Source organism: Nocardia aurantia (assembly GCF_009604425.1).
Lineage (GTDB): Bacteria > Actinomycetota > Actinomycetes > Mycobacteriales > Mycobacteriaceae > Nocardia > Nocardia aurantia.
Genome location: NZ_WEGI01000007.1, coordinates 424,380 through 437,609 on the forward strand (window position 1 = coordinate 424,380; position 13,230 = coordinate 437,609).

Below are 13,230 nucleotides of genomic sequence, written 5' to 3' on the forward strand. Positions count from 1 at the left end.
TGCGAGAACCTCGCTCGGCCCCACGGGGATCCGGCGAGCGCGCCGCGTCCGGACCGCCGGCTCAGGCGCCGCGCGGCGTGAGCGCGTCCATCAGCAGGCTCATCATCCGGTCGGCCTGTTCGCGCTGGTCGGGGCCGCAGACGAGGAAGATGCCGAGCAGGCCGACGACCACGTCCTCGGCGGGTACATCGGCGCGGAGGGTGCCGTCGGCGGCGCCCGCGTCGAGCAGGATCCGCACCGCCTCCGAGATCCGTTGCCGCGTCTGCGAACTGGTGATCGCGCCGGAATCGACCAGGGCGCGCAGGGCACCGGCCATCTCCCGTTTCGCGGCCATGTAGTCGCCGAATCGGTTCATCCAGGCCCGCAGTGTCACATCGCCGCGCCCGGTGCCCGCGAGTTCGGCGGCGCCGGCGCAGAGGCGGTCCACCTCGGCGCGGTAGACCGCCTCCACCAGCGCCTCCCGGGTCGGGAAGTGGCGGTACAGGGTGCCGATGCCGACGCCCGCGGCGCGGGCGATCGTCTCCAGCGGCACCTTGCCGGTCTCGGTGGTCAGCAGGGCGCGCGCCGTCTCGACCAGATGTTCCCGATTCCGGCGCGCGTCGGCGCGGCCGGCGGTCACGGGCTGCTCCCGGACAACAAGCGGAGGTCCCTCCGTTTCTGCTACGGTGGCGATATCCGGAGGTTCCTCCGGTTCATTGCGTTCCACTATGCCATTCGGGAGCCCGCACATGACATCCGACGCCCACGTAGTACCGAGCAGCACCGGCCCCGCGGGACCGGCGCGAGAATCCGGCCGGGCAGATCGCCCCGGCGCCACCGCACTCCTCGGCGACCGGCCGGTCGCGCGGATCGGATTCGGGGCCATGCAACTGGTCCATCGGCGGGTACCGCCGGTCGATCCGGATACCGCGATCGCGGTGCTGCGCCGCGCGGTCGAGGGCGGTGTCGACCACATCGACACCGCGCAGTTCTACGGCGCGGGGGCCTGCAACCGGCTGATCCACACCGCGCTGGCGCCCTACGACGACCGGCTCACGATCGTCACCAAGATCGGCGCGGACAACGACGCGTCGGGCGGGATCGTACCCGCGCAGCGACCCGAGCAGTTGCGGGCCCAGATCCACGCGAATCTCGCCGAGCTGCGGGTCGACCGGCTGCCGGTGGTCAATCTGCGGCGGGCGGACATCCCGCCCGGGATCATCGCGACCGGCGATCAGGCGGTCGGCATCGACGATCAGCTGGCCGAGCTGATCTCGTTGCGGGAGGAGGGTCTCATCGGCGGGATCGGGCTGAGCAACGTCGCCGCCGAGACGCTGCGCGCGGCGCTGCCCGCGGGCATCGCCGGAGTGCAGAACGTGTACAACCTGCTGAACCGCGACACCGCGCCGGTGCTCGAGGTGTGCCGGGAGCACGACATCGCCTGGGTGCCGTACTTCCCGCTCGGCTCCGCGGGATTCGCCGGCTGGTCCTCGGTCACCGACGATCCCGTTGTGCGGGCGGCCGCCGACCGGCTGCGCACCACACCCGCCGGGATCGCCCTGGCCTGGCTGCTGGCCGACTACGACCACACGCTGCTCATCCCGGGCACCGCCGACCTCGCCCATCTCGCGGGCAATCTCGCCGCCGGCGACATCGTGCTCGACCGGAACACGCGCGCGGAACTCGACGCGCTGGGCGAGCCGGCCCCGGCCGGATAGTCCGGCCGGAGTCCGGCGCGCGTCAGTTCTCCTGCAACGGCAGACCCTGCGGGTCGCGTACCTTCCCGACCAGGATCATGATGCCGTCGATCAGCGGCCACAGACCGCCGATACCGCAGGTCAGCCAGGTGACCGCGATCTGGGCGATGCCGAGGCCGGTGTAACCGAGGTAGAACCGGCCCACGCCGAAACCGCCGAGGAAGATCTGCAGCAGGCCCGCGACCAGCTTCGACTTGTCCGAGTAGGGCTCGCCCTGCGCGTTGCGGCCGTACGGCGCCTGCGGATCCGTCCCCGGGGGCGGGCCGTAGCCGGGCGGGACAGGCTGGTTCGGACCGGCGCCGGGCACGGCGTGGTACCCGGGTTGTGCCTGGTACCCGGGCTCCTGCTGATAGGGGTCGGTCACGCGCTCTCTCTCCTGTTTCGTCGAGGTCCTCCGACCTCGAGGCCGCGATCGGCATCCGCAGAATAGGAAGAGGCGATTGCGATTCGATTGGAAGCGCTTTGGAGCGCCGATCAGGCGGGTGCGGTCGCCAGCGGTTCTCCGCGCAGACGCTGCGAGATCACCTGCGTGATGCCGTCACCGCGCATGCTGACGCCGTACAGCGCATCGGCGACCTCCATGGTCGGCTTCTGGTGGGTGATCACGATCAGCTGCGACTTCTCCCGCAGCTGCTCGAACAACCCGATCAGCCGGCGCAGGTTGGTGTCGTCGAGCGCCGCCTCGACCTCGTCCATCACGTAGAACGGGGAGGGGCGGGCCCGGAAGATCGCCACCAGCAGCGCCACGGCGGTCAGCGACTTCTCGCCGCCGGACAGCAGCGACAGCCGCTTGACCTTCTTACCCGGCGGGCGGGCCTCCACCTCGACCCCGGTGGTGAGCATGTCGGACGGATCGGTGAGCAGCAGCCGGCCCTCGCCGCCGGGGAACAGTTTGCCGAACACGCCGACGAATTCGCGCGACACGTCCTCGTACGCCTCGGCGAAGACCTGCAGGATGCGGGTGTCCACCTCGGCGACCACGTCCAGCAGGTCCTGGCGGGCCTTCTTCACGTCCTCGAGCTGGGTGGAGAGGAAGGTGTAGCGCTCCTCCAGGGCCGCGAACTCCTCCAGCGCGAGGGGATTCACCTTGCCGAGGGTCGCGAGATCCTTCTCGGCGCGCTTGAGCCGGCGCTCCTCGGTGGCGCGGTCGTACGGCATGGGCTGCGGCGGGCTGACGTCCTCGCCGCGTTCCTTGGCCTGCTCGTACTCCTGCACCTCCAGCGCCGACGGCGGCATCGGCACGTCGGGGCCGTACTCGGCGACCAGATCGTCGAGCGCGATGCCGAACTGCTCGGCGATGTTCTGTTCCAGCTGTTCGATGCGCAGCGCGGCCTGGGCGCGGGCCACCTCGTCGCGGTGCACCGCGTCGGTGAGCTGACCGAGCTGGGTGGTGAGCGCGCGGGACCGTTCCTTGGTGCGATCCACGGTGGCGGCGCATTCGGTGCGGCGGCGCACCAGTTCGTCGCGGCGGGCGGCGGCCTCGCCGACCACCGTCTCCAGTTCCGCCGCAACGCGTTCGGCGCTGTCGGCGACGGCCTCGGCGACCTCGGCGGCGCGGCGGCGGGCGGCCTGCGCGCGTTCGGTGCGGGCCCGGGTCTCCCGTTCGGCGCGGGCCGCGCGGCGCAGCGAATCCGCTTTGCCGCGAACGGATTCCGCGCGTTCCTCGGAGGTGCGGACGGTGAGCCGCGCCTCCACCTCCATCGATCGGGCCTCGGCCAGTGCGGCGGCGGCCTGTTCGCGCTGCTGGCCGGCGGTCTCGGTGCCGGCGTCGGCGGTCGAATCCAGTTCGGACTGTTCGGATTCCGAGTGCCGCAGCCGGTCCTCCAGTTCGGCCAGCCGGGTCAGGTTCTCGTCGCGGGCGGCCTCGGCGTCGTCACGCTGCACCACCAGCCGTTCACTGTCGGACTTGGCGGCCCGCGCGGCCTCGCCGAGCCGCCCCAGCCGATCGTAGGTCGCGACCATCGACTGATCGGATTCGTGCAGTGCCAGCAGCGCCTGATCGGCGGCGTCCCTCCGGTCGGACTGCTCGTCCAGCGCACCGGACAGCGCCGCCTCGAGCTCCTCGGCCTGTCGCTGCCAAGACTCCAGTTCGGTTCGCGCCGAGTCGATCTCGGCCTGCACCTCGAGCTGACTCGGCGCCCGATCGGAGCCACCCAGCAACCAGCCGGACCCGGCCAGATCACCGTCACGGGTCACCACCCGCAGCCCGGGATCCGCGGCCAGCACCGCGGCCACCGCGCCGAGATCGTCGGCCACCACGGTATCGGCCGCGAGCGTCGCGACCGCACCGGAAAGCTCAGCGGGACAATCGATCACGTCCACCAGCCAGCGCGTCCCCGCCGGCGCCGCACCGCTGGCAGCCACCGCACCGCGTCCGGCGGCGCCCGCGTAGACCACCGCGGCCCGGCCTCCGTCCGAGGTCTTCAACGCCTGTACCGCGGCATGCGCGGAGGGTTGCCCGTCCGCCGCGACGGCGTCGGCGAGCGGCCCGAGCGCGGCGGCGACCGCGGCCTCGTAACCCGTTCGCGCGCGCAGCACCTCCGACACCCGGCCGCGCAACCCCTCGCTGTGCTGCTCCAGCAGCCACGCGCCGCCGTCCTTGCGGGCCAGCCCCATGGTCAGCGCCTCGATGCGCGCCGACAGCGAGGCGACCTTCTTGCCTGCCTCGCGGTCGCGCTCGCGTAGTTCAGTGACCCGCTCCTCGGCGGCGGCCAGCGCTGCGGCGGCGTGCTCGTAGGCGGAGTCGAGGCTCTCCTCCCCCGCCTCCAGCTCGCCGAGTTCGGTTTGGGCGGACTCGAATTCGGCCTCGGCGGCTTCACCGCGCCGCCGGGCCTCGGCCAATGTGGCGGAGAGCCGGGCGATCTCGGTGTCGGCGGACTGGGTACGGCTGCGCAGCGTGTCCACCTGACCGGCCAGCCGGGCCAGGCCCTCGCGGCGATCGGCGATGGCGCGCACGGCGGCCAGATGGGCCTGTTCGGCGGCCTTCGCGGCCTGCTCGCGCTCGTACAGCTGATCCCGCGCGGACTCCAGCGTCGCCGTCGCGAACTCGACGGCGGCCAGCAGTTCCGCCTCCTCCGCCTCCACCCGATCGGCCTCGGCCTCCAGTTGCTCGGGATCGCGGCCGCCGCCGGTGGGCTGGGTGATGGCGAGGTTGCGGGCGCGGTCGCGGGCGATGCGGATGGTGGCGTTGACCCGCTCCACCAGCGCCGAGAGCTGGAACCAGGTCTGCGCGGCGGCGTCGGCGGCCGGATTCAGCCGGGAGAGTTCGAATTCCTGTTGCGCGAGAGCGGCATTCGCGGCGTCGAGCTCGGCCTGCACGTTGATGTGCTGCTCGCGGGCGAACGCCTCCTTGCTCTGCTGACTCTCCAGATCGCGCCGGCGCGAGACGAGATCGTCGGCGGCCAGACGCAATCGGGCATCGCGCAGTTCGGACTGCACCGTGGCGGCGCGTCGGGCCACCTCGGCCTGCCGGCTCAGCGGCTTGAGCTGGCGGCGCAATTCGGTGGTGAGGTCGGTGAGCCGGGCCAGATTGGACTGCATGGCCTCGAGCTTGCGGACGGCCTTCTCCTTGCGCCGCCGGTGTTTCAGCACACCCGCGGCCTCCTCGATGAAGGCGCGCCGGTCCTCGGGGCGGGACTCCAAAATCGCCGACAGCTGCCCCTGGCCGACGATGACGTGCATCTCCCGGCCGATCCCGGAGTCGGACAACAACTCCTGCACATCCATGAGCCGGCAGGTGTTGCCGTTGATCTCGTATTCGCCGGCGCCGTCGCGGAACATCCGCCGGGTGATCGACACCTCGGAGTATTCGATCGGCAACGCGCCGTCCGAATTGTCGATGGTGAGGGTCACCTCCGCGCGGCCCAGCGGCGCCCGGCCCGCGGTACCCGCGAAGATGACGTCCTGCATCTTTCCGCCGCGCAGCGCCTTGGCGCCCTGTTCACCCATCACCCAGGTGAGCGCGTCGACGACATTCGACTTGCCGGAGCCGTTGGGCCCCACCACGCAGGTGATGCCGGGCTCGAAGCGGAGCGTCGTCGCGGACGCGAAGGATTTGAATCCCTTCAGCGTCAGACTCTTCAGGTGCACAGTCGGCCAATCTACCGCGTACCCGGGCGATTGCCGCGAGGCTGCCGGGAGAATCGCGTTCCCCCGGCAGTTCGGCCGGTCAGTACGCGGTAACGGTCAGGGTGTAGTCCGAGGCGCCGTCGGGCGTGGACACCGCGATCTGGTAGTCGTGGCCGTCGGCCACGACATCGGCGTGCGGGACCTCCTGCGCGACCATCGGGCCGACCAGCGGGGCCACCGTGAGCACGGCGCCACCGTTGGACGACACGACGTCGAAGGCCAGGCTCTGGCCCGGCGCGGTGGAGATGGAGTAGGCGTCGTTCTTGCCCGGGATCACGCTGCCACTGGCGCCGGTGCTGTTCTGCCCCGGCAGGATCTGCAGGTGGTGCGCCGGGCCGGGGATACCGAGCGCGGGCGGCAGGCCGCCCAGGGGAGCCTGCGCGGTCGCCACACCTCCGACAGCGGTGAAGGTCGCGGCGGCGACCACGGCGAACAGCACCGCCGGGGCGGCACGCAACAGGGATCGAGTCACTCGAGATGCGGTCATGGCCATCATCTTTCCCCACAACCAGGACAAGATCGCAACTCCCTGACCGAATCAGGTAACCCGAGCCCCCGGAACTGGGGGCATACCGGGATATTCGCCGACCGCCATCCGCCCGAACGGTCCGAATCCCTCAGGCGGCGCTGGGAAAGTTCACAGAATGCCTGGGTAGCGGTCTAGAATCCCAGTGTTGGCGGAGGTCGCAGCGGTATTCGGGGATCGCGGCGCCGGAGGGATCGGCACGAGGTTTTGGAATACTTTCTGTTCGGTCCGATGAGGGTGCGGGCCGATAGCGGAGACCTGCCGCTGGGCGGCCCGAAACAGCGGGCCGTACTGGCGATCCTGGTTCTCGCGGGCGGTTCGGTCGTGCGATTCGAACGTCTCGTGGACGGGCTGTGGGGTCAGCAGCCACCGGAGAAGGCGCTGGCCTCGCTCCGGTCGTACGTGGCGAATCTCCGCCGGGCGTTGCAGGACGGCGCGTCCGCACCTCGGCGCCTGACCACCCGGTCCATCGGGTACCACCTCGCCCTCGACGGCGATCCGGTCGACATCCGCCGGTTCGAGGAGCTGGTCGGCGCGGGCCGGCGCGCGCTGACCCGCGGCGACGCCGCCGCCGCGCACGACCTGCTCACCGACGCCGGACAGCTGTGGTGCGGTGATCCGCTGGCCGAATTCAGCGGCTGGGACTTCGCCGACCCGGAGATCGAACGGCTGACCGGCCTGCGCCGCAGCGCGATCGAAGCCCGCTTCGACGCCGCGCTGCTGCTCGGCCGGCACGCCGATCTGGTGCCGGAGATCGAGGCGGCGATCGCGGCGGTGCCGGTGCACGAACGACTGTGGGCCCAGCTGATGCTGGCGCTGGCCCGCTCCGGGCGGCGCGCCGAGGCGCTCCAGGCCTACGACCGGGTGCGCGGCGTACTCGATCGGGAATTGGGGGTCGCCCCCGGCGACGATCTGCGCCGGCTGTTCCACGGCCTGTGCCACGACGACACCGACCCGCCCGCCGGCGTCGCCACCCTGACCCTGACCGTGCCGGTCGCCGACGACCCGGCGCCCGCCGCCCCGGCCCCGGCCGGGCCCGCCCTCGTCGGCAGATCCGCCGAACTCGCCTGGCTGGCGAAGATGGCCGACGCGGCCGGCCGGGGACACGGCGGCTTCGCCGTGTTCACCGGCGAGAGCGGCATCGGCAAGACCGCGCTCGCGGCGGCCCTCGCCGAATACGGGCGCGGCGCGGGGATGACCGTGGCCCGCGCCGGTCACCCCGACGGTCTGCGAAAACCGTTGCTGTGGGGCTGGATTCAACTGCTGCGGGAACTGGGACATCAACTCGGCGCCGACACCCGCGCACAGGTGCGCGCCGCGGCACCCGAGGTGGCCGCGCTGGTCCCGGAGTGGCCGGAATGGGAATCGCGACCGATCGCGCGGGAGACGGCCGACCCCGCCTTCGAGGCCATCGACGGAATCGTCCGGGCGGTAAGGGAATTCGCCGCCGCGAGTCCACTGCTGCTGATCCTCGACGATGTGCACCGCGCGGATCGGCCCACCCGCGACGCCCTCGCCCTGCTCGCCGACCGGCTGCATCACCTGCCGGCGCTGATCGTCGTGACCTGGTCCGCGATCGTCTCGGCCGACGATCGGGCCGAATACGATCGCCTCGTCGGCCGCACCGACGTGTCGGTGCTCGAACTGGCCGGACTCGCCGACGACGACATCGGCGCGCTCGTCGAACAGCTGTCCGGCGTCCCGCCGAGTCCCGGTTTCGTCGCCGTGCTGCGGCAACACTCGGGCGGCAACCCGTTCTTCGTGCGCGAGATCGTCCGATTCCTGTCCACGCGCAAGCATTTCGACGGCCGCACGCTCGCGCCGGACGGCGATCCGGTGCCCGACGCGGTCACCGGGGTGGTGCGCCGGCGGATGTCGGACCTGGACGCGGCCACCCGGGCGATCCTGGGCGCGGCGGCGGTGATCGGCGCGGAATTCGAACCGGTCACGGTGGCCGAGGTACTCGGCCTGCCCGCCGCCACGGTGCGGGCACGGCTGGGTGACGCGCGGCGCGCGGCGATGATCGACGAAACGGCCGAGCGCCCCGGCTGGTTCACCTTCAGCCACGGCGTGACCCGCAAGGCCGTTGTCGCCCAACTCGATTCGGGCGAACGCGGCGAACTGCACGCGCTCGTCGCGCGGGCGCGGATGCGGGACGCCGCGGGGCGGTCCTACGAATGGCTGCTCGCCACCGCGGATCACGCCTGGCAGGCGGGCGCCGCGCTGGACGCGCCGGCGGCCCTGACGATCACGGATCTCGCGCTGGCCGCGGCCGCGACGCGGTCGGCCTACGCGGATATCGCCGCGCTGGCGGAACATTCGCTACAGATCTGCGCCCGGCTGCCCCGGGCGCCGGAGCGGTTCGAGCGGGAATCGGCGCTGTGGTTGCGACTGGCGCTGGCGTGGTCGGCGCTCGCGGGACAGAACCACGAGGACGTCGGCCGGGCGTTCCGGCACGTGTTCGAACTCGGCGACCGGCACGGCACCGCCCGGACCGCCGCGATCGCGCTGCACTGCCTCGTGCGCTGCGCCCAGGGCCGGTACCGGGAGGCCGCCGCCGTCGCCGGCGAACTGATCGAACGGCACCGGGAAACCGGTGATCCGCCGGCCGCCGCCGGTTACTACCTGCGCGCGCTGATCGATTGTCTCCGAGGCGATCCGGCGGCGGGGACGGCGAGCCTGGACGCGGCGTTCGCGAACCTCGCGGCCCTCGCCGAGGCGAGCCCCCTCGCCCGCTGGGACGTCCGCCTGCACGCGGTCGCGGCCGTCGCCCTCGGCCTGTGCGGCGAACAGGAACGGGCCTGGCAGACGGCCCGGACAGGCATCGACCTCGGCACGGCCGCCGGCGACGCCTACAGCACGGCGATGGTCCGGCTGGCCGCGTTGCAGGCGAACGCGATCCAGGGAATCGTGCCGGGTACGGCCCGCTCGGCCGACACCGTGGCCCGCGAACTGGCCGAGACCGGCCTGGCGCAGTTGGCGGCGGGCGCCCGGATCGTGCGGGACTGGGCTCGCGCCCTCGGCCCGGACCGGGAGGACACCGCGGCCGCCGCGCACGAGGCGTACGACATCGTCACCGACGGTGGCGCGACCGTCATGCTGGCCCCGCTGTACCTGGCGCTGCTCGCTGATATCGAATCGGCCCGCGACAACATCGACGCGGCACGCGAACTCGTGCACCGCGGCGAACTGCTCGCGACCGCGACCGGCGAACATGCCTGGAACAGACTGCTTTCCGAGCGGCTGCACCGGCTGCGGGCCGATTCGGCGATGCCGCGGCGGGTCCAGGATCGCGGCGCCTGATCCGCCGCCGGCTCCAATCCGCTTCCAACACCTCCGCAATCGGCTGGGGATACCGTTGACCATGAGAATCGCCGGCTGCCTCACGGTGGCATTCGCCGTGGCCACCACCCTCCTGACCGCCTGCTCGGGCTCGGTCTCCGTGGGCACTCGTTCCGTCGACAAGAACGAGGTCGCCGCGCAGATCAGCGGCAAACTCGAGCAGCAGGTCGGCCAGAAACCCGACTCGGTGACCTGCCCGCAGAACCTCCCGGCGCGCACGGGCGCCACGCTGGTCTGCACGCTCGACGACCAGGGCACGAAATACGACGTCACGGTCACCGTGACCAGCGTCGACGGCGATCAGGCGAAGTTCGACATCCAGGTCGCCGACACCCCGAAGAACTGACCGCGAAACGAGTACGGCCGCCCGTGCAGCTGCGCGGGCGGCCGTATTCGCGCGGACTCATCCGGCGAGGGCGCTGCCCTTCACCCACTCGTCCCACGGGACCGTCCAGTCACCGTTGTTCCACATGCTCAGCCCCGGTCCGCTGGTGTTGTGCACCTCGACCACGTCACCCGGGATCGACCAGTTGTAGAACCACTGCGCGTTGGCGCCGTTGAGGTTGAGGCAGCCGTGCGAGGTGTCGCTGCTGCCCTGCGCCCACACCGTCGAGTCGAGCTGGTGCAGGTAGATGCCGTCGGCGCTGATCCGGGTCGCCCAGTTGATGGCCTCCTTGTAGCCGAGCCGGTCGTTGACCGGCAGGCCGTAGGTGGAGGAGTCCATGATCACCGGGTTGCCCTTGTCCATCACCGTGTAGGTGCCGGCCGGGGTGTTGAAGTAGATCGTCTTGCCCGCGAAGGTGTCGCTGCCGCCGCGGCCCATCGAGGTGGGCATCGTGCGGATCAGCTGGCCGTTCTCGAACACCTGCACCTGATGGGTGTTGTCGTCGGCGATCGACACGTGCGAGGGGCCGATGAGGAACGAGGTCTTCGAGTCCTCCTGGCCGTACAGGCCGGGACCGACCTGTGTGCCGTACAGGCTCGCGTTCACGGTCACCCTGGTGTTCGCGGGCCAGTACTGCTGCGGCCGGAAGTGCGCGTTGCGGTCGTCGAGCCAGTACCAGGAACCCTGCACCGGCGGGTCGGCGGTGACCTGGAGCTTGCGCTCGGCGGCGGCCTTGTCCGAGATCGCCTCGTCGAAGTGGGCGACGATGACCGTGCCGACGCCGTACGTGCCGCCCTCGGCCAGCGGCTGCCCGAACGTGGTGGTCAGGTACACCTTGGTCTGGTTGCCCGGCGTCAGCGTGGTGAACGTCGAGCTGACCGGGCCGGTCGGGCCGGTCAGCGTGATGCCCTTCGCGGCGACGGTGTACGTGTGCCCGTACCCGAGCGCGGCCGTGGGCTTCCAGGCGGTCTTGTCCGGGGTGAGGATGCCGTCGACCGGTTTGCCGTCCTCGTTGGTCATGGTCACCGACGTCAGAATGCCGTCGGTCGCGCTCACTTCGATCTTGCCCAGCGGATCGACGTCGTCGCCGCCGTTCGGGCTGACGACGATGGCCGGGGCGGCGGGACCGCCCCCGCTCGTCGCCGGTTTCGGTGCCCCCGTCGAAGACGAGCACGCAGCCATCAGCATCGTCACCAGGGTCAAGCCCATCGCGACACTGAATCGGCGGCGGCGACCTGACATGGTGTTTCTCCTGCGCTTCGCCGTGCGACGCGGGCCCGTGCCCCCGGCGCACCATCACCTACTGATTTCGAATCGCCAGTTTACGGGGCAGATCGCCGTTGCGGCATCCGGAGGTGTTGCCGTGGTTTTACGCGCGGGTTGCCGGGGTATGTCTGTCCCCGGGGTTGTGCCCGCGTCACGTTGTTCCCGCGAGTACGGATGGATCACGATGCACTCCGTTCGAGCAAGATCGTCGGCCGGTAGGATGCTCACCGTTATGAATGCGAACCTGATGATCGTCGAGGACGACGACGGGGTTCGTGCATCCCTCCGGATGGCGATGGAGGACGAGGGCTACGAGGTCACCGAGGCCGAGCACGGCGAGGCCGCCCTCGAACGCCTGCGCGAGCAGGGCGCTCCCGATGTCATGATCGTCGACCTGATGCTCGGCGGCGCGATGGACGGCTTCTCCTGTATCCGCGAGATCCGCCGCGACCACGACGTCCCGATCATCGTGGTCAGCGCCCGCGACGACACCCACGACGTGGTGGCCGCGCTGGAGGCCGGGGCCGACGACTACGTCACCAAGCCGTTCGAGATCAAGGAGATCACCGCCCGGATGCGCGCGTTGCGCCGGCGCGCCCAGCCCGCCGCCGAACCGCCGCCGCCCCCGGAGCTGGCCCTGGACGCCGACCCGGAGGCCCCGCTGCTGCTCTCCCCCGACGCCGGGACCGTGCGCCGGGGCGAGGCCGACGTGCATCTCACCGTGACCGAGTTCCGGCTGCTGTGCGAACTGGCGGAGACCCCGGGCCGGGTGCTGTCGCGCAGCGCCCTGCTGGAGCGGGTCTGGGATCGTGGCCACTTCGGTGACGAGCGCATCGTCGACGTCCACGTGCGCCGGCTGCGCACCAAGATCGAGAAGGACCCCTCGGATCCCGCCATCGTGGTGACGGTCCGGGGACTGGGTTACCGGCTGGATGTCCAGCGCTGACGGCCGGGCCGCCGCGGTCGCCGTCGGCGCCGGACTGGCCGTCGCGCTGCTGACGGCCGTGACGGCCCTCACCGACGGCCCGTGGGCCACCGCGGCGGTGTGCCTGGCCGGCGGCGCCGGACTGGGTACCGGCCTGTGGCTGGTGCTGCGGCGCTGGGCGCGCGAACAGCAGGCGGCCGTGGACTCGCTGCGCCGGCAGGCCGGCCGGGAGGACCGGCTGATCGGCGACCTCGGCCACGAACTGCGCAACCCCGTCACCACCCTGTCGACCAGCGTGGAGGTGCTGAGCCGGCACGAGGCGGAGATCCCGGACCGGCCGCGCCGGGCGCTGCGACTGGCCCGCACCGAGATCGAACATCTGCGCCGGCTGCTGGACGATCTGCTCGCCCTGGCCCGCGCCGAGGCGGGGGTGCACACCGTCGAGGCCCGCCCGGTGTCGCTGCGCGAACTGCTCGCCTACGTGCTGTCCGGACGGCAGCTGACGCCGGAGCTGCTCGCCCCGGGCCCCGATCTCGTCGTGACCGCGCGGCCCGCCGAGCTCGAGCGAGCCCTCGGCAACCTCGTCGACAACGCCCAGCGCCACGGCGGCGGGCTGGTCCGGCTCGGGCTGGCGCCGGCCGGGACCTGGGCCGTGATCACGGTCGACGACGCCGGCCCCGGCGTGCCCGCGGCCGACCGCGAGCGCATCTTCGAACGCTTCGAGACCGGGCGGCGCGGCCGGCGCGGCACCGGCATCGGGCTCGCGCTGGTCGCGGAGACCGTCGTCGGCCACGGCGGGCAGGTCGAATGCGACGCCCGGCCCGGCGGCGGCGCGCGGTTCATCGTGCGGCTGCCGGCCGTGACGGATGTCACTCCACCTGGGATTGTCACGGAACAGTAAAGTTTCCGTCCGGTAAAACTC

General features: G+C 71.6%; 10 protein-coding genes. 5 read left to right on the forward strand and 5 right to left on the reverse strand.

Annotated elements, in window-relative coordinates:
* Window positions 1-61: 61 nt before the first annotated feature.
* Window positions 62-619: a TetR/AcrR family transcriptional regulator gene (locus NRB56_RS18295; RefSeq protein WP_319943154.1), complete on the reverse strand. Its 558-nt coding sequence runs from the start codon at window positions 617-619 to the stop codon at window positions 62-64.
* Window positions 620-728: 109 nt separating this feature from the next.
* Between NRB56_RS18295 and NRB56_RS18300 the strand changes: the two genes are divergently transcribed.
* Entirely contained in the window at window positions 729-1,697 is a 969-nt protein-coding gene (locus tag NRB56_RS18300) for an aldo/keto reductase (RefSeq protein ID WP_153343677.1), read from the forward strand.
* Window positions 1,698-1,719: 22 nt separating this feature from the next.
* Here the strand turns inward: NRB56_RS18300 and NRB56_RS40175 are convergent, their stop codons facing one another.
* The 3 genes from NRB56_RS40175 to NRB56_RS18315 form a co-directional block, all read right to left on the reverse strand.
* Window positions 1,720-2,100, reverse strand: coding sequence for a TM2 domain-containing protein (locus tag NRB56_RS40175; protein ID WP_319943155.1), 381 nt, complete (start codon window positions 2,098-2,100; stop codon window positions 1,720-1,722).
* Between the two features lie 110 nt (window positions 2,101-2,210).
* On the reverse strand, window positions 2,211-5,825 hold the full coding sequence (smc, locus tag NRB56_RS18310; RefSeq protein ID WP_319943156.1) for a chromosome segregation protein SMC: 3,615 nt from the start codon (window positions 5,823-5,825) through the stop codon (window positions 2,211-2,213).
* A gap of 79 nt (window positions 5,826-5,904) precedes the next feature.
* The gene (locus tag NRB56_RS18315) at window positions 5,905-6,351 is read right to left on the reverse strand and encodes a hypothetical protein (RefSeq protein ID WP_153343679.1); all 447 of its coding nucleotides are present in this window, start codon (window positions 6,349-6,351) and stop codon (window positions 5,905-5,907) included.
* Between the two features lie 270 nt (window positions 6,352-6,621).
* Between NRB56_RS18315 and NRB56_RS18320 the strand changes: the two genes are divergently transcribed.
* Together NRB56_RS18320 and NRB56_RS18325 are read left to right on the forward strand one after the other, a co-directional pair.
* Window positions 6,622-9,693: a BTAD domain-containing putative transcriptional regulator gene (locus NRB56_RS18320; RefSeq protein ID WP_153343681.1), complete on the forward strand. Its 3,072-nt coding sequence runs from the start codon at window positions 6,622-6,624 to the stop codon at window positions 9,691-9,693.
* A 61-nt stretch (window positions 9,694-9,754) separates the two neighbouring features.
* Window positions 9,755-10,078, forward strand: a complete 324-nt coding sequence (locus NRB56_RS18325) for a DUF4333 domain-containing protein (RefSeq protein ID WP_153343895.1) — start codon at window positions 9,755-9,757, stop codon at window positions 10,076-10,078.
* A 57-nt stretch (window positions 10,079-10,135) separates the two neighbouring features.
* Here the strand turns inward: NRB56_RS18325 and NRB56_RS18330 are convergent, their stop codons facing one another.
* Entirely contained in the window at window positions 10,136-11,359 is a 1,224-nt protein-coding gene (locus NRB56_RS18330) for a L,D-transpeptidase (protein WP_194290899.1), read from the reverse strand.
* A gap of 256 nt (window positions 11,360-11,615) precedes the next feature.
* On the opposite strand from NRB56_RS18330, the gene NRB56_RS18335 reads away from it, so the two are divergent.
* Both NRB56_RS18335 and NRB56_RS18340 read left to right on the forward strand, forming a co-directional pair.
* Complete coding sequence (locus tag NRB56_RS18335; protein WP_153343683.1) at window positions 11,616-12,329, forward strand: response regulator transcription factor; 714 nt, start codon at window positions 11,616-11,618, stop codon at window positions 12,327-12,329.
* Window positions 12,316-13,209: a sensor histidine kinase gene (locus tag NRB56_RS18340; RefSeq protein ID WP_153343685.1), complete on the forward strand. Its 894-nt coding sequence runs from the start codon at window positions 12,316-12,318 to the stop codon at window positions 13,207-13,209. The genes NRB56_RS18335 and NRB56_RS18340 overlap by 14 nt, the downstream gene beginning before the upstream one ends.
* Window positions 13,210-13,230 lie beyond the last annotated feature (21 nt).

Bases quoted from the DNA above. Each gene is read 5' to 3' on its own strand.
- NRB56_RS18300 (WP_153343677.1), top strand. From the start codon at position 729: ATGACATCCGACGCCCACGTAGTACCGAGCAGCACCGGCCCCGCGGGA.
- NRB56_RS18315 (WP_153343679.1), bottom strand. From the start codon at position 6,351: ATGACCGCATCTCGAGTGACTCGATCCCTGTTGCGTGCCGCCCCGGCG.
- NRB56_RS18320 (WP_153343681.1), top strand. From the start codon at position 6,622: ATGAGGGTGCGGGCCGATAGCGGAGACCTGCCGCTGGGCGGCCCGAAA.
- NRB56_RS18325 (WP_153343895.1), top strand. From the start codon at position 9,755: ATGAGAATCGCCGGCTGCCTCACGGTGGCATTCGCCGTGGCCACCACC.
- NRB56_RS18330 (WP_194290899.1), bottom strand. From the start codon at position 11,359: ATGTCAGGTCGCCGCCGCCGATTCAGTGTCGCGATGGGCTTGACCCTG.
- NRB56_RS18335 (WP_153343683.1), top strand. From the start codon at position 11,616: ATGAATGCGAACCTGATGATCGTCGAGGACGACGACGGGGTTCGTGCA.
- NRB56_RS18340 (WP_153343685.1), top strand. From the start codon at position 12,316: ATGTCCAGCGCTGACGGCCGGGCCGCCGCGGTCGCCGTCGGCGCCGGA.